The following is a 15,235-nucleotide window of genomic DNA, read 5'->3' on the forward strand; positions in this document are numbered from 1 at the left end:
GGCAACGACAATTGCCACGCCCTCAATGACGGCGGAGATATATTCCGCCTTGTGATGACCGAACTGGTGGTCATGGTCGGCAGGCTTGGCCGCATAGACGATCGCGACGAAAGCGGCGACGGAGGCAACCACATTGACGATCGATTCCAGCGCGTCGGACAAAAGCGCCACGGACCCGGTCAGATGCCAGGCGAGAAGCTTGATCCCGAGCACGAGAAGAGAGAGCGGTATCGTCCAGAACGCCAGTGTCCGCGTTCGGCTTGCGCCGCCGCCTTTTGCCTGACCACCAGTCATTGGAAAATCCCGTCTTGCTGAACGAAAAGGCCGGAACAGCCGCCCGGCCCTGTCGATCTGCTACCTCCTCATCGCGACAATGGCAAGACAGTCTTCACCCTGCCGCCTTTTTGTCTCCCAAAGCCTCGCCGGAGCGATCGACCAGCTTGCCCACCACATTTTCGATGATGCGCATGCCGGCATCGCCGCCGAGCGTCATGATTGATTCGGGGTGAAATTGCACCGCCGCGACCGGCTCATGCGCATGCTCGATGCCCATGATGATGCCGTCATCGGTCTCCGCCGAAATGGCGAAATCGGCCGGCAATTGCACCGCATCGGCAAAGATCGAGTGATAGCGGCCGACGGTGATTTCCTTCGGCAGCCCGTCGAAAAGCCGGCCCGGCTCAAGGATGCGAATGCGCGAGGGCTTGCCGTGCATGGGCACAGCAAGCTGACGCAGCGTGCCGCCATAGGCCTCCGCCAGCGCCTGCAGGCCGAGGCAGACGCCGAAGATCGGCAAGTTTCGGCTGCGCGCCTTCTTGATCGTCGTCTTGCAGTCGAAGTCCTTCGGCATGCCCGGCCCGGGCGACAGGACAACGAGGTCCGGCGCGATCCGTTCGAACGTTTCGTCTGCCACCGGCGAGCGCACGGTCGCCACCTCAGCGCCCGTCTGCCTGAAATAATTGGCGAGCGTGTGGACGAAACTGTCTTCATGGTCGACAAGCAGGATCTTGAGCCCCGCGCCGATTTTCGATACCGGCCGCGTGGCAGGCGCAAGTTTTTCCGCATCCGCCTCACGGATGGCGGCCAGCATGGCTGAAGCCTTCAATTCGGTCTCCGCTTCTTCCTCATGGGGATCGGAATCATAAAGCAGCGTGGCGCCGGCCCGCACTTCCGCCGTGCCATTCTTGACGCGGATCGTGCGCAGCGTCAGCCCGGTATTCATGTCGCCGTTGAACCCGACCATGCCGATAGCGCCGCCATACCAGGCGCGCGGACTCTTCTCGTGGTTTTCGATGAAGCGCATGGCCCAGAGTTTCGGCGCGCCGGTCACCGTCACGGCCCAGGCGTGGCTCAAAAACGCGTCGAAGGCATCCATGTCGGGACGCAGACGCCCCTCGATATGGTCCACCGTATGGATGAGGCGCGAATACATCTCGATCTGGCGACGGCCGATGACCTTGACCGAACCGGGCTCGCAGACCCGGCTCTTGTCATTGCGGTCGACATCGGAACACATGGTCAGTTCCGACTCGTCTTTCTGTGAATTCAGAAGTTTCAGGATCTGCTGGCTGTCGGCAATCGGGTCCTCGCCGCGCTTGATGGTGCCGGAGATCGGGCAGGTCTCGATCCGCCGGCCGGTGACGCGCACGAACATTTCCGGGGATGCGCCGATCAGATATTCCTGGTTGCCGAGATTGATGAAGAAGGAATAGGGCGACGGGTTGGTCGCCTTCAGCCGTTTCGAGATCGCCGACGGCTTGCTGGTGCAGCGTTCCATGAACTGCTGGCCGGGCACGACCTCGAAGAGGTCGCCGCGCACGAAGCTTTCCTTCGCCTTGGCGACCAGTTCGGCATATTCGCCCTTGTGGTGGTCGCTGCGGGGCGGCAGGCTGTTTGCGGGGCGGAATGGCTCGGAAGCGATGTCCTCGCCCTTGCCCTCCGTCGCGATCCCGTCCTTTTCAAAATCGTAGCGATCGATCCAGGCCTTGGCGGCATGGTTGTCGACCATCAACACCTCGTCGGGCAGGAACAGAACCATGTCGCGCTGGTCGACGGGACGCTCGAGCTTAAGCTTGATGGCATCGAACTGGAAGGCAAGGTCGTAGCCGAAGGCGCCGTAAAACCCGAGGCTGGCATCCTCGTCGGAATGGAACAGATCAACGATGGCGCGCAGGACCGTAAACACGGTCGGCGCCTTCGAGCGCTCCTCCTCGGTGAACTGACGGTCGGGTTCCGCCACCTGAAGATCGATCCGGCGGGGCGTGCGGCCGGTGATCGCAACCGGTTCCAGCGCCTCGACGACCGGCAGTATCAGCGAAAGCAGCGCCTCGCCGCGTCCGTTGAAGGCCTCGATCCACATGGTGCGGCCATTGCAGGAAATGGCGGCCGGCGGATCGATGACGGCGGTGTCCCAGCGGGTGTAGCGGCCCGGATATTCATAGTTCGATGAAAAGACCGCGCCGCGCCGCTCGTCCAGCCGGTCGATATAGCTCGATACGGAATCGCCATAGGGCACGAAACGGCGGGTTCGCGTGATCGTCACGCCGCCTTTCGTCTCATAGCTTGCCCCGCCATCCGGCCGTTCATGAAGGCTCATTGTCCCTGCTCCACCTTTTGTGTCGCGAAACGGCGTCCCGCGCGTTTCGCAATGTCATTCGTTGAACCCCGCAAAGGCGGCGACAATACGAAAAAAGCCGCCTCGGTTTGAGGGCGGCTTCGTCAGATCATCCGGACATGCGTGATCGTGGCCGCCTTTAGCGAGCCCACCACCAGTTAGCAATGTTCATCGTCGTGATCATCATGGGCTTTTTCTACCCCAGCTTGGCCTGACTGGCAAGCAGCAAGAAAAGCGACGGCGAATCCTGCCATTCAAGCCTTTTCATAGGCACACGGATGAAAAGCCCATTTCATGCGTATACGCTTGCCCTCGCGCCCGCGCGGACATAATCCGGGATCAGAAACGCATTGAAAAACAAGCATCAAGGGAGGCAGACATGCCGCAGCCCGCGCAAAGCAGACACTGGTGGAAAGAGGCCGTCGCCTACCAGATCTATCCCCGCTCCTTCGCCGATTCCAATGGCGACGGCATCGGCGACATTCCCGGCATCATCGAGAAGCTCGACCATGTCGCCGGTCTCGGCATCGACGTCATCTGGCTGTCGCCGCATTTCGACAGCCCGAACGCCGACAATGGCTACGACATCCGCGACTACCGGAAAGTCATGAAGGAATTCGGCACCATGGCCGATTTCGACCGCCTGCTTGCCGAGATCAAGAAACGCGGCATGCGGCTGATCATCGACCTCGTGGTCAACCATTCGAGCGACGAGCATGAATGGTTCGTCGAAAGCCGGTCCTCGCGCGACAGCGCCAAGCGCGACTATTACATCTGGCGCGACGGCTCGAAGGGCGTGCCCAACAATTTCGTCTCCTATTTCGGCGGCTCCGCCTGGGAGAAGGATGCGGCCACCGGCGACTACTACCTGCATTATTTTGCGAAGAAACAGCCGGACCTGAACTGGGACAACGAGAAAGTCCGCACGCAAGTCTATGAACTGATGCGCTTCTGGCTCGACAAGGGCGTCTCGGGTTTCCGCATGGACGTGATCCCGTTCATCTCGAAGAATTTCGCCTTCCCCAACCTGACTGAGGAAGAGATGAAGGATCCGGGCCGCGTCTACGCTTCCGGGCCGCGCCTGCACGAATACCTGCAGGAGATGAACCGCGAAGTGCTGTCGCATTATGACTGCATGACGGTTGGCGAGGCTGCCGGCGTTTCGGATGCCGAGACGCCGCTTTTCGTCGACGAGGCCCGCAACGAACTCAACATGATCTTCAACTTCGCCGTCGTCATGCTCGATCGTGACGGCTGGCGCTGGAAGCCGCGCAAGCTCACCGACATGAAGGCGACCTTCGACCGGCTCGACAAGGCCGTCGGCATGACCGGCTGGAACACCGTCTTCCTCGGCAATCACGACCAGCCGCGCACCGTCAGCCATTTCGGCGATCCCGCCCCGCAGTACCGCGTGCTCTCGGCCAAGGCGCTGGCAACGATGATGCTGACCATGCGCGGCACGCCCTTCATCTATCAGGGTGAGGAGATCGGCATGGTCAACTATCCCTTCACCGATCTCGACCAGTTCGACGATATCGAGGTGCGGGGCCTCAGGCAGGACCATGTCGAGACCGGCAAGGTCAGCGCCGGGGAGCTTCTTGAGAACCTCAACAGGGTGAGCCGCGACCATGCCCGCACGCCGATGCAATGGGATGCTTCAACGAATGCCGGCTTCACCACGGCGCAAAAGCCCTGGCTTGCGGTCAATCCGAATTATTTGGAGATCAACGCCGCGGCCGCGCGGGCGGATCAAGGCTCGGTCTACCATCATTACCGGCGGCTGATTGCGCTGCGCCATGAAATGCCTGCCCTCGTCTACGGCACCTATGAAGATCTTGCGCCCGATCACGAGACGGTCTTCGCCTTCGAGCGCAGGCTTGATGACGCCCGTCTGGTCACGGCCATCAACTTCTCGCGCGAACCGGTGACCTGGCGTCATGCGGCGCTGAAGGGGGCGTCCGGCCTCGCCAGCAACGAGGAGGACCGTGGCGCGGCTATCGCCGATGACGCGCTGACGCTTCTGCCCTGGGAGGCAGTGGTGCTCAAGCCCGCGACCTGACGGGGAGCGGACAAAAATGCCGGCGGCGCCCGCCGGGCGCCCTCCCTTCTCGGCCTCGCAATCCTTGACGTTCCGTCCGTTCCGGGGCCTTCTCACCCTGCGCGGAAATGTTTCGACAGTTTCAGGCCCTGGGCCTGGTAGTTCGAGCCGAGACCGGAACCGTAGAGCGCCGTCGGCGGATCCATCATGCGCTCGTAAACCAGGCGGCCGACGATCTGGCCGTGTTCCAGGATGAAGGGCACCTCGTGGCTTCTGACCTCGAGCACCGCGCGCGCGCCCCTGCCGCCGGCCTCCGCATGGCCGAAGCCCGGATCGAAAAAACCCGCATAGTGGACGCGGAATTCGCCGACCAGCGGGTCGAACGGCGTCATCTCGGCGGCGAAAAGCGGCGGCACGTGCACGGCCTCGCGCGAGACAAGAATATAGAACTCGTCCGGGTCGAGGATCAGCTCGCCCTTGCCGCGCCCCTGAATGGGCTCCCAGTAATCAAGAATGTCGTAGCCGGCCTTGCGGTCAACATCGATGACCCCGGTATGGTGCTTGCCGCGATAGCCGACCAGCCCCTCGCCTTCGAGATCGATCGACAACGCAATGCCGCCGTCGGAAATATTGGGCATGTCGCTGGCAACCAAGGTTTCGGCGCGATGCAGCGCCATCAGCGCGTCTTCGCCAAGCGCCGAATGCCCGGAGCGAAAGCGGATCTGCGAGAGACGCGAGCCCTGGCGCACGATCACCGGAAAGGTGCGCGGCGAGATTTCCAGGTAGAGCGGTCCCCGATAGCCCGAAGGAATGACATCGAACTCCTGCGCGAAATCCGGGATCACGCGGGTGAAGATATCGAGCCTGCCGGTCGAGCTTTTCGGGTTGGTTGACGCGGAGAGATGCTCCGGCAGGGCGAGCCCCTCCATCAGTTCGACGATATAGACGCAGCCCGTCTCAAGAACCGCGCCCTGCGAGAGGTCGATCTCGTGCATGGAAAGCCGCGAAAGCTTGTCGGCAACGCTGTGGCGCGGACCAGGCAGGAAACTGGCGCGCACCCGGTAGGCTTTTGCGCCAAGGCGCAAGTCGAGGCTTGCGGGCTGGACCTGGTCGTGATCCAGCGGCTTCGTCGTGGTCAGATTTTTCTGCTCGAGCAGTGCGGCAATGGCGTGATCGGGCAGGATTCCGGGCGTCTTGGACATGTTTTGCTCCTGTTGGCCGACAAAACCAATCTTTCAGAATTGACGCAAGCGCTTATAGGGATTATGCCGCCTTATCCCCGTGGTGATTTGGCCGGTCGGCTTGCAGCCACGTTAAACAAGTAGCTAAAAGGCCGGGTAACCGGTCCCTTAGCGACCGGTTTTTTTGTTTGGAGAGATGAAAATGAAGAAGTCCTGGCGTCCGCAAACCAAGCTCGTTCATGCAGGAAGCCTGCGGTCGCAGTATGGCGAGATGTCCGAGGGCATCTTCATGACGCAGGGCTTCCTCTACGAGAATTCGGCCGCCGCCGAGGCCCGTTTCAAGGGCGAGGACGACGGTTTCATCTATGCCCGCTACGGCAGCCCCACCAATGACATGTTCGAAAAGCGCATGTGCGCGCTCGAGGGAGCGGAGGACGCCCGCGCCACGGCCTCCGGCATGGCTGCCGTTTCCGCCGCCATCCTCTGCCAGCTGAAGGCCGGCGACCATATCGTCGCCGGCCGCGCGCTCTTCGGCTCCTGCCGCTGGGTCGTGGAAACGCTCGCGCCAAAATACGGCATCGACTGCACGCTCGTTGACGGGCGCGACCTCGCCGCCTTCGAGGCCGCCATCCGTCCGAACACAAAGCTGTTCTTTATCGAGAGCCCGACCAATCCGACGCTGGAAGTGGTCGACATCGCCGGCGTTGCCGATCTCGCGCACCAGGCCGGCGCCCGCCTCGTCGTCGACAATGTGTTCGCCACCGCGCTTTACCAGAAGCCGCTGGAACTCGGCGCCGATGTCGTCGTCTATTCGGCGACCAAGCATATTGACGGACAGGGCCGGTGCCTCGGCGGCGTCATCCTGTCGTCGAAAAAGTGGATCGAGGAGGAACTGCAGGACTATTTCCGCCATACCGGCCCTGCCCTTTCGCCCTTCAACGCCTGGCTGTTGATGAAGGGGCTGGAGACCTTCCCGCTGCGTGTTCGCCAGCAGACGGAAAGCGCCGGAAAGATCGCGGATTTCCTCGCCGACCAGAAACAGGTCGCCCGCGTGATCTACCCCGGCCGCGCGGACCACCCCCAGGCCGACATCATCAAGAAGCAGATGACTGCGGGGTCGTCGCTCATCGCCTTCGAACTGAAGGGCGGCAAGGATGCGGCCTTTGCGCTGCAGGATGCACTCGATATCGTCTCGATTTCCAACAATCTCGGCGATGCCAAGAGCCTGATCACCCATCCGGCGACGACGACGCACAAGAACCTCTCCGACGAGGCGCGCGCCGAGCTCGGCATTTCCGGCGGCACGATCCGGTTTTCCGCCGGCATCGAGGATACCGACGACCTGGTCGACGATTTTGCCCAGGCCCTTGCAAAACTGCCGGCATAAGCGCCAGAATTGCAGACCGGCCGGAGGCGAAAGGTCCCGGCGGAGAGGCCAGTGGGAGCCCGCTTTTGCAAAGCGTGACGACGGACGAGATCGAGGTCAGGGTGGAAACCCGTTTTCTGGACGAGCATTCCGCTCCGGCGGAGAACCAGTTCGTCTGGGCCTATGACATCGAGATCGTCAATCACGGCGCGGTCGATGTCCAGATCGTCGCCCGTCACTGGACCATCACCAATGCCGACGGGATCGTCGAGATCGTCAACGGGCCGGGCGTTGCCGGCAAGCAGCCGGTACTGGCCAGCGGCGAACGGTTCTCCTACCAGTCGGCCGCCCCGCTCGACACCGCGTCCGGCATCATGGTCGGCCATTATGTGGCCCGCACCGGCGACAACCGCCTGCTGCAGGTCGCCATTCCGCCCTTCTCGCTCGATTCCCCCTATGAGGACCGCTCCCGCCATTGAGGACGGCGGGAAAAAGCCGCCCTCCCCGCTCAAGAAAAGGGCGGCGTATGAAAGCCCATTCGGCAGGCGCCCGGATTACTCGCGCGTCATGACATCCTCGACATCGGCGCCGCCATATTCCTGCAGCTCGATATCGTGCTGTTCGCGGCGGAAGCGATCGAAAATGTCCTGCGAAATGCGGCCGCGCACCGCCATCAGGAAGACGGCAAGCGAGAACAGGGCCGCCACGATCGAATCGACCGGATGCGGAATGACGCCGAGTCCGCCGCCATAACCGCCGAGATAGGAGATGATGGCGACGCCGGCCATGTAGACCCCGAACCACGCGGCGCTCATCGGTTCCAGATCCTCCCGGCCGATCACCGCCAGGCGCAGGAAAAACAGCGCCGCGCCGATGAACAGCAACACAAGCAGAACCCAGATCGTGCTCCAGCCCGACCAGTAGATCATCAGCGTCGCGATCATGAAGGCAAGCGCCCCGATGACGCCGGCCGCGGGCACCACGAAGGGACGGCGGGCATTCGGCGCGAGATAGCGGAAGGCCACCATGGACACCGGACCGGCGATGAAGGACAGCACCACCGCCGCGCTGTTGAGCGCCAGGATTTCCTGGAAGGGCAGGATGATCAGCATCAAAAGCGCCACCACATAGTTGAGGATCAGGCCCCAGAGCGGCACGCCGTATTCGTTCAGCTTGGCGAACAGGCGCGGGAACACGCCGTTGTTCGACATGGCAAGCGCCAGGCGGGCATTCGAGCTGACCGAGACGAGCCCGCTGCCGGCCGGCGAGATCACGGCGGCGACATTCAGCATGCTGAGCAGCCACAAGACGCCGATGGAGGTGGCAAGCGCGCCGAGCGGACCGAGTTCATGGCTCGATTCGATCGTGTGCCAGCCGCTGGCAAGCGAGGTCGGGTCGATGGCGCCGACAAAGGCGATCTGCAGGCCGAGATAAATCGCAAGGCAGATCAGGACGGAGAGGATCAGCGCCAGCGGGATCACCCGCTGCGCGTTCTTCACCTCGCCCGCAAGGTCAATGGCGTGACGGAAGCCGATGAAGGCGAAAACCACGCCGCCTGTCGAAACGGCGGCGAAGATGCCGGGAACGCCATAGGGCGCGAAGCCGCCGGCGGCGGTGAAGTTCGACGGCTCGAACCGCGCGGCGACCACAACGACGATGAAGATCACCGGCACGATCAGCTTGAACCAGGTCATCGTCGTGTTGATGCGGGCGAACCAGGCAACGCCGAACACGTTCACCACCGTGAGCACGGCAAGGAAGATCGCGGCCGCGATGTAGCCCGAGACGGTCAGGCCGCCGGTGGCATTGGTCAGCCACGGCAGATAGGACGAGGCATAGCCGAGCGAGGCCTTCACCTCGATCGGCGCCGTCGTGCAGTAGCCGACCCACGCGCTCCACCCCATGGCCAGCGCCAGAAGCCGGCCGTGGGAGAACTGCGGAATACGGGCGATACCGCCCGCGATCGGAAAGAGCGTGGAATTTTCCGCATAGGTCAGGGCGATCAGCAGCATCGCCACTGCCCCGATCAACCATGAGATAATGGAGGCCGGTCCCGCCAGTTGGGCCGTATCGAGCGGCGCAAAGAGCCATCCCGATCCCAAAACGCCGCCCACGGCGACAAACGTCAGGCCGATCAGGCCGATTTCGCGTCGCATTGCCATTTTTTATGTTCCCCTAGCTTAACGCGCTTCACTGAATGCAGCCGGCCACCCCTGCTGGCACACCGCAGCGAATGTATATACTCACAATCTTAAGTATTCATGCGCACGCCGTTTCAAGTCAATCGCTTTGCGCGCCGTTCCGTCAGTTTCTGGCGCTGACGTGAAGGCGCGGATCAACCCGTATGAAAGAGAGAATTCTCCTCCATTGCGATAAAAGAATGACCACACATTCCTAGCCGTTATTCGCCCTGATGCGAACGAGGTCCTCCACGGGACGGAAACTGTCGGAACTTGCCGCGCGCCACCAGTCGGCATAGATCGTCGAGTCCGGATCCGACGACAACACGCCTTCGGCGAGGAAGGGATGAAGCTTGTCGAGCGGCACGGAATCATGCGAGCCGACGCGGTGCATGATGTGGTGCGGCTGAAGGTCCTGGGGATGGGCAAAGCCGCAGGCGGCGACGATATCGGCCAGCGCCTCGAGCGTCTTCTTGTGGAACCGGGCGGCGTGATGCCCCTGTTCCTCCGGCACGAGCGCGCGCTGGCGCCACTTGTCCTGGGTGGTCACGCCGGTGGGACAGGTGCCGGTGTGACAGCGCTGGGCCTGGATGCAGCCGACGGACATCATGAAGGCGCGCGCGGCGTTGCACCAGTCCGCGCCAAGGGCGAGGTTGTGGGCAAGCCCCATGCCGGAGAACACCTTGCCGCTGGCCGCAAGCCGCACATGTTTCTTCACGCCCGCGCCGACGAGGGCGTTGCGCATCAGCACCAGCCCGTCCCAGAGCGGCATGCCGACCCAGTCGGCAAGTTCCAGCGGCGCGGCGCCCGTGCCGCCCTCCGCCCCGTCGATGACGATGAAGTCGGGATAGATGCCGGTCGTGAGCATCGCCTTGACGAGCGCGAAAGGCTCGTGCGGCTGCCCCACGCAGAACTTGATCCCGACCGGCTTGCCGCCGGAGAGCTCGCGCATCGTGGCGGCAAAATGCAGCATCTGCGCGGGCGTCGAGAAGGCGGAGTGGCCGCGCGGCGACAGACAGTTCTGATAGACCGGAACACCGCGGACCTCGGCGATTTCGGGCGTCACCTTGGAGCCCAGAAGCATGCCGCCATGCCCGGGCTTGGCGCCCTGGCTGACCTTGATCTCGGTCATCTTCACCGCGTCGTTCGCCGCCTTGTCGCGGAACATCTCCGGATCGAACCGGCCGTCCTTGTCGCGCGCGCCGAAATAGCCCGAACCGATCTCCCAGACGAGATCGCCGCCATGCTCCAGGTGATGACGGCTCAGACCGCCCTCGCCGGTATCCTGATAAAAGCCGCCGTCGCGCGCGCCGATGTTCATCGCTTTCACGGCATTGGCCGAAAGCGCGCCGAAACTCATTGCCGAGATGTTGAGGATCGAGGCCGAATAGGGCTTCGACGCCTGCGCGTTGCCGACCATGATGCGCGGTGAGAGATCCGGATTACGCTCCGGCGCCATGGAATGGGAAATCCAGTGATGCGGATCGGAATAGAGTTCGAGTTCCGTCCCGAAGGGAATGGTATCGGGAAGCCCGTGCGAGCGCGTCTTGATCAGTTCGCGCGCCGCATAGGAATAGGGCGTCCCATGGGTATCGTCCTCAACCGCATAGGCGCGGATGAAGGGACGCAGCGAAAGAGCCATCCAGCGGATGCGACCCAGAACGGGATAGTTGCGGGTAATTGTCCATGACGACTGGAACCAGTCATAAGCCGAGACCGCCAGAGCCGGAACCGTGAACAAGAGGATCCAGAACCATCCCGTCGCGAGCGCCACAACCGTGAAGAAAGCGGCCGCGATCGGCACGATGCACCGCAAAAGCATGTCAACCATCGAGACTTCCCCCTTTTCCTTATCTCATGCGCTAGCAGAACGCTTACATTCTGGCTAGCCGGTCTCTGCAATTTCAGGTGTTGTCTCAAGGCGGGTTCGGCAGGTCGATCGGGGCGCACTAGCGCTCCCAGGGCTTCTTCCTGCGCGGCGCCAGGGGCTTCATCGGATGGCTGGCATAGAGGGTCGGCTTGCCGAGCGCCTGGGCCACGATGCGGTAGGCGCGGCGATAATTGAGCAGGCCGCCGATGAAGAACAATCCGCTTCCGACGAGATACTGCCAGGCGAGAAAACCGTCGATCCTGACCTCGTCGGCAGGGCTCGAAACCTCCCAGAGATAGGGGATCGAGGCGACGGCGAAGAGTGTCGATCCGACGACGAAGGCGACCGCGGTCAGGTTCATCATCTGAAGCGTCACGAGATCGTCGGCCTGGACGATCTGGATGACGTTGATGACCGCGCCGCCGACGAACAGAACGCTGCCGATGATGAAACACCAGGCGCCGGCCGTTTCCCAGCCGACGGACGACAGGAAGAAGATGCTGCCGGCGACGAAAAGCAGCGTGCCGGCGACATAGGTCCACGCCGCCCAGAACCCCAGCCGGTCCCAAAGTGTGGCAACGCTCTCGCGCTCGCGGGCATGGATGAACACCTCGATCAGATCGTGACCGGTGACCAGGAGGTAGAGCAGCGAACCGAAAAAGAAGGTCCAGGCGCCGAGATCGGCGTAGGCGGAAAGCGCCGGGAAGAAACAGATGCTGCCGAAGATGAACACCAGACCGCCCAGCTGATAGGCGGCGGCATTGATGGTCTCCCAGCGGAAGTTCTTTCTGTTGTCGGGATCGTCAGCGACGAAATCATGTATACGCGGTCGGTTGACGAACATATGCGGCATGGCGGACCGGGCTCCCTCTTTCGCCGCCGATCATGGCCCCGGCGAAGGCCCAGGAACAACCCCCGGGACGCAAAAACCCTGAAAAGCGGGAAAACAGGCCGCCGCAGTTGTGTTGACAAAGCTTGCCTCACGCTCCGCCGTCATGCTCGGACCTGTCCCGGCATCCAAGCACGTGTCAACGCGACAAGCCTCTCGGGCGGGAAATGATTTCAATAAATATGTTATGAAACCCGGCGCTGCCCCTGCAAAACGGTGGCCAGTTCCTCGACACAAGGCCGCGGACGCCCGTTAAAAGGAGAGGTTTGCCAGCAAACCGAGGCGGCGGGGAAAATCCGCCGCCGAACTCTCTCTGCTACAGCTTCAGCGATAGACAATCCCGCCATCGGTCAGAAATGACTGACCGGTAATGTAGTCGGAGTCACTGCTTGCAAAGAAAGCGACCAGCGCCGCAACATCTTCAGGCGTTTGCGCGCGTCCAAGCGCAATGCCATCGACATATTTCTTATAGGTTTCGCCCTTGGGCGCGCCGGTAAGCTCCGAAAAGCGCTCGTCGATCTCGACCCACATGTCAGTGCCCACAATACCCGGGCAATAGGCATTCACCGTGATGCCCTGGCTTGCATATTCCTTGGCGGCGGCCTGCGTCAGAGCCCGAACAGCGAACTTCGTCGCGGAATATATGCCAAGCATTTCGAATCCATCATGTCCCGCAATGGAAGAGGCATTGATGATCTTGCCCTTCTGGCCGCGCTCGATGAATTTCTTCGCTGCCGCCTGAATACCCCAGAGCACGCCGTCAACATTGATGCGGAAGATACGGTCCGTGTCTTCCGGCGTGACATCGGCGAGCGGCTTCACCTGCGCAATGCCGGCGTTGTTGACCATCACATCAAAGCCGCCCAGCTTTTGCTCGGCATCATCAATGGCGGCATAGACCTGGTCGCGCTTGCTCACATCGGCTTCAAACGTTGTGGCCTTCACCCCGAGCGCCTCGACCTCGGACTTGACCGCTGCGAGCTTCTCGGCCTGAATGTCGACCAGAGCGATATCCGCGCCATCCGCGGCCAGACGCAACGCGATACCGCGCCCGATACCCTGACTTGATCCCGTGACCAACGCGACTTTACCTTTGAGGGACATGATAACCTTCCTTTGCATTCTGCGGCATGACAGTGAGACACTGGTCACACGCATGTTTCGGTTCCTGCTTCCGCACACGAGAGCAGAACGGCGTTCCCCCAAAGCCCGCCGGTTCTGCGCGCCGGCTTGGTTTACTCACTTGATTAGTGAGCCACTTTTCCATGTGGTAACGCATAGGCGGAATTGCGATACCGCGTTTGATTTTCGAAAGGTGTTTTCTCCAGGTCGGGGGCTTTCCACTGTCGCAACTCAACGAATAATATCGGTATGAAATTTAAGTGAGCCGGAGCTTATGGCCAAGAAGACAACGCTCAACGCGAAGAACCTGGAAGCGCTCGGCGCAAAGCGGCTGGCGGAGCTCTTGATCGAAATCTCGACCGGAAGCGCTGCCCATAAACGGCGGCTGCGCCTGGAACTTGCTGGCGAACAGAGCAGTGGCGAGATGGCCCGGGAAATCCGCAAGCACCTCACCCGCATACAGCGCGCCCGCAGCTTCATAGACTGGAGGAAGGTCAAGAAGCTGAAAGCGGACCTCGAGACCCAGCGTTCGGCCATCATCGAGAAACTTGAACCTCAAGACCCTGACGAAGCGTTCGAACTGATCTGGCGCTTTCTGCACCTGTCCGATTCCATCTTCGCACGTTCCGATGATGGCAGCGGTTCGCTCGTCGAGAGCTTTCATCTCGCCTGTGTCGATGCCGGGCGCATCGCAAAGGCATCGGAGACATCCCCCGAAACATTGGCGGAAAAGATATTTCAGGCGCTGCGCAACAATGGCTACGGCCAATATGATCCGCTGATCGAGGCAATGCTACCGGCGCTGGGCGCTGACGGACTCGCACGCCTGAAAGAACTTTCCACTCAATGGCTCGACGAAACCGGACAGGAAAAGCCCCGGCGCGAAGGCCGGATCATCGGCATGAGCCAGAACGGACCGCTTTACGAGGATGAGGTCTATAACCGTCACGATGATCTGTCCGCCCGCATCGCGCTGGAAGCCATTGCCGATGCCGAGGGCGACGTCGATGCCTATATCGCGCTGCAGACCGAAGAAGCCAAGCGCTCGCCGATGATCGCCGCAAGTATGGCGGAACGGCTGCTTGAAGCCGGCAGAGCCGGAGAAGCACTGACACGGCTCGACCAGGCAGCACCGAAGAAAGACCGGCTTTTGCCGGTTCTGGAATGGGAACGGGCACGCGCCGATGCGCTTGAGGCACTCGGCCGCGGCGACGAGGCGCAGGACTTCAGATGGCAGTGTTTTGAAGCATCGCTCGAACAGCAGCATCTCCGCGACTATCTGAAACGCTTGCCCGATTTTGATGACCTCGAGGCGGAAGAAAAAGCGATGTCCTGGGTCGCGACCTATCCGAACGTGCATCAAGCCCTGCTGTTCTTCATGGAATGGCCGGCGCTTCGCGAGGCCAATGCGCTAATCCTCGACCGTTGTGGTGAAATCGACGGCAACTATTACGAGCTTCTGACCCCGGCCAGCGAAACGCTGAAGGAGAAATACCCGCTTGCGGCGACATTGCTGCTCAGAGCCATGATCGACTTCAGTCTCACAAACGCCCGTTCCAGCCGCTACAAGCATGCAGCCAGACACGTGATCGCGTGCGAAGCGCTTGCAGTGCAGATTGCCGATTTCGGTTCAGTCGAGCCACACCGTGTCTACATGGAAAAGCTGCAGCGTGACCACGGCAATAAAACGGGCTTCTGGGCAGCCATGGAGCGGCTTTACTGATTCTGCCGCCGCGAAAAATGCGCCGCCGCAGGCTTCCCAGCCCCAAGGAAGCGCCCCGGTAGCAACCGTCGCTCTTGCCCGGCTCGAAACAGCGGCTTTTCTGAGCACCAGACGGCTCGACGTGCTGCGACGCATATCACTGTCTTTGCGGCTGAAAAACCTGGCGGAGAGGGGGGGATTCGAACCCCCGATACGGTTGCCCGTATGCCGCATTTCGAGTGCGGTGCATTCGACCACTCTGCCACCTCTCCA

Annotated in this window: 11 protein-coding genes, 1 tRNA gene and 1 riboswitch; of the genes, 4 read left to right on the forward strand and 8 right to left on the reverse strand. The window is 61.6% G+C overall.

The annotated features are described in order from the left end of the window. Both AC5DC2_RS08640 and AC5DC2_RS08645 read right to left on the reverse strand, forming a co-directional pair. A partial coding sequence (locus tag AC5DC2_RS08640) for a cation efflux transmembrane domain-containing protein (protein WP_491698206.1) occupies nucleotides 1-294 on the reverse strand: 294 nt, incomplete at its 3' end. A 94-nt stretch (nucleotides 295-388) separates the two neighbouring features. Then, nucleotides 389-2,596, reverse strand: coding sequence for an anthranilate synthase (locus AC5DC2_RS08645; RefSeq protein WP_491698207.1), 2,208 nt, complete (start codon nucleotides 2,594-2,596; stop codon nucleotides 389-391). A gap of 397 nt (nucleotides 2,597-2,993) precedes the next feature. On the opposite strand from AC5DC2_RS08645, the gene AC5DC2_RS08650 reads away from it, so the two are divergent. Further along, a complete protein-coding gene (locus tag AC5DC2_RS08650) occupies nucleotides 2,994-4,673 on the forward strand; it encodes an alpha-glucosidase (protein ID WP_491698208.1) in 1,680 nt (559 codons plus the stop codon). 92 nt (nucleotides 4,674-4,765) lie between these two features. Here the strand turns inward: AC5DC2_RS08650 and AC5DC2_RS08655 are convergent, their stop codons facing one another. Beyond that, nucleotides 4,766-5,854, reverse strand: a complete 1,089-nt coding sequence (locus tag AC5DC2_RS08655; RefSeq protein WP_491698209.1) for a 2'-deoxycytidine 5'-triphosphate deaminase — start codon at nucleotides 5,852-5,854, stop codon at nucleotides 4,766-4,768. Between the two features lie 69 nt (nucleotides 5,855-5,923). Beyond that, nucleotides 5,924-6,001: riboswitch (SAM riboswitch) on the forward strand. A gap of 34 nt (nucleotides 6,002-6,035) precedes the next feature. Here AC5DC2_RS08655 and AC5DC2_RS08660 point away from each other — a divergent pair. Next, nucleotides 6,036-7,220, forward strand: a complete 1,185-nt coding sequence (locus AC5DC2_RS08660; RefSeq protein WP_491698210.1) for an O-succinylhomoserine sulfhydrylase — start codon at nucleotides 6,036-6,038, stop codon at nucleotides 7,218-7,220. A 74-nt stretch (nucleotides 7,221-7,294) separates the two neighbouring features. Continuing rightward, the gene (apaG, locus tag AC5DC2_RS08665; RefSeq protein ID WP_244435486.1) at nucleotides 7,295-7,678 is read left to right on the forward strand and encodes a Co2+/Mg2+ efflux protein ApaG; all 384 of its coding nucleotides are present in this window, start codon (nucleotides 7,295-7,297) and stop codon (nucleotides 7,676-7,678) included. A 75-nt stretch (nucleotides 7,679-7,753) separates the two neighbouring features. Here apaG and AC5DC2_RS08670 read toward each other — a convergent pair whose 3' ends face one another. The 4 genes from AC5DC2_RS08670 to AC5DC2_RS08685 form a co-directional block, all read right to left on the reverse strand. After that, complete coding sequence (locus AC5DC2_RS08670) at nucleotides 7,754-9,361, reverse strand: APC family permease (protein ID WP_491698211.1); 1,608 nt, start codon at nucleotides 9,359-9,361, stop codon at nucleotides 7,754-7,756. Nucleotides 9,362-9,593: 232 nt separating this feature from the next. Next, entirely contained in the window at nucleotides 9,594-11,210 is a 1,617-nt protein-coding gene (locus tag AC5DC2_RS08675; RefSeq protein ID WP_491698212.1) for an FMN-binding glutamate synthase family protein, read from the reverse strand. Nucleotides 11,211-11,328: 118 nt separating this feature from the next. After that, complete coding sequence (locus tag AC5DC2_RS08680; RefSeq protein ID WP_491698213.1) at nucleotides 11,329-12,102, reverse strand: YrhK family protein; 774 nt, start codon at nucleotides 12,100-12,102, stop codon at nucleotides 11,329-11,331. Between the two features lie 360 nt (nucleotides 12,103-12,462). Next, entirely contained in the window at nucleotides 12,463-13,296 is an 834-nt protein-coding gene (locus tag AC5DC2_RS08685) for an acetoin reductase (protein WP_491698214.1), read from the reverse strand. Nucleotides 13,297-13,534: 238 nt separating this feature from the next. Here AC5DC2_RS08685 and AC5DC2_RS08690 point away from each other — a divergent pair, with 238 nt between their 5' ends. Next, nucleotides 13,535-14,983, forward strand: a complete 1,449-nt coding sequence (locus tag AC5DC2_RS08690; protein ID WP_491698215.1) for a DUF6880 family protein — start codon at nucleotides 13,535-13,537, stop codon at nucleotides 14,981-14,983. 161 nt (nucleotides 14,984-15,144) lie between these two features. Here the strand turns inward: AC5DC2_RS08690 and AC5DC2_RS08695 are convergent. Beyond that, nucleotides 15,145-15,234 (reverse strand) — tRNA-Ser (locus tag AC5DC2_RS08695). Nucleotide 15,235: the final 1 nt, after the last annotated feature.

This window comes from Martelella sp. (assembly GCF_984369615.1).

Coding starts and splice junctions, on each gene's coding strand:
- AC5DC2_RS08670 (WP_491698211.1), bottom strand. CDS start 9,361: ATGGCAATGCGACGCGAAATCGGCCTGATCGGCCTGACGTTTGTCGCC.
- AC5DC2_RS08690 (WP_491698215.1), top strand. CDS start 13,535: ATGGCCAAGAAGACAACGCTCAACGCGAAGAACCTGGAAGCGCTCGGC.
- AC5DC2_RS08685 (WP_491698214.1), bottom strand. CDS start 13,296: ATGCGTGTGACCAGTGTCTCACTGTCATGCCGCAGAATGCAAAGGAAG.
- AC5DC2_RS08655 (WP_491698209.1), bottom strand. CDS start 5,854: ATGTCCAAGACGCCCGGAATCCTGCCCGATCACGCCATTGCCGCACTG.
- AC5DC2_RS08645 (WP_491698207.1), bottom strand. CDS start 2,596: ATGAGCCTTCATGAACGGCCGGATGGCGGGGCAAGCTATGAGACGAAA.
- AC5DC2_RS08650 (WP_491698208.1), top strand. CDS start 2,994: ATGCCGCAGCCCGCGCAAAGCAGACACTGGTGGAAAGAGGCCGTCGCC.
- AC5DC2_RS08675 (WP_491698212.1), bottom strand. CDS start 11,210: ATGGTTGACATGCTTTTGCGGTGCATCGTGCCGATCGCGGCCGCTTTC.
- AC5DC2_RS08660 (WP_491698210.1), top strand. CDS start 6,036: ATGAAGAAGTCCTGGCGTCCGCAAACCAAGCTCGTTCATGCAGGAAGC.
- AC5DC2_RS08680 (WP_491698213.1), bottom strand. CDS start 12,102: ATGCCGCATATGTTCGTCAACCGACCGCGTATACATGATTTCGTCGCT.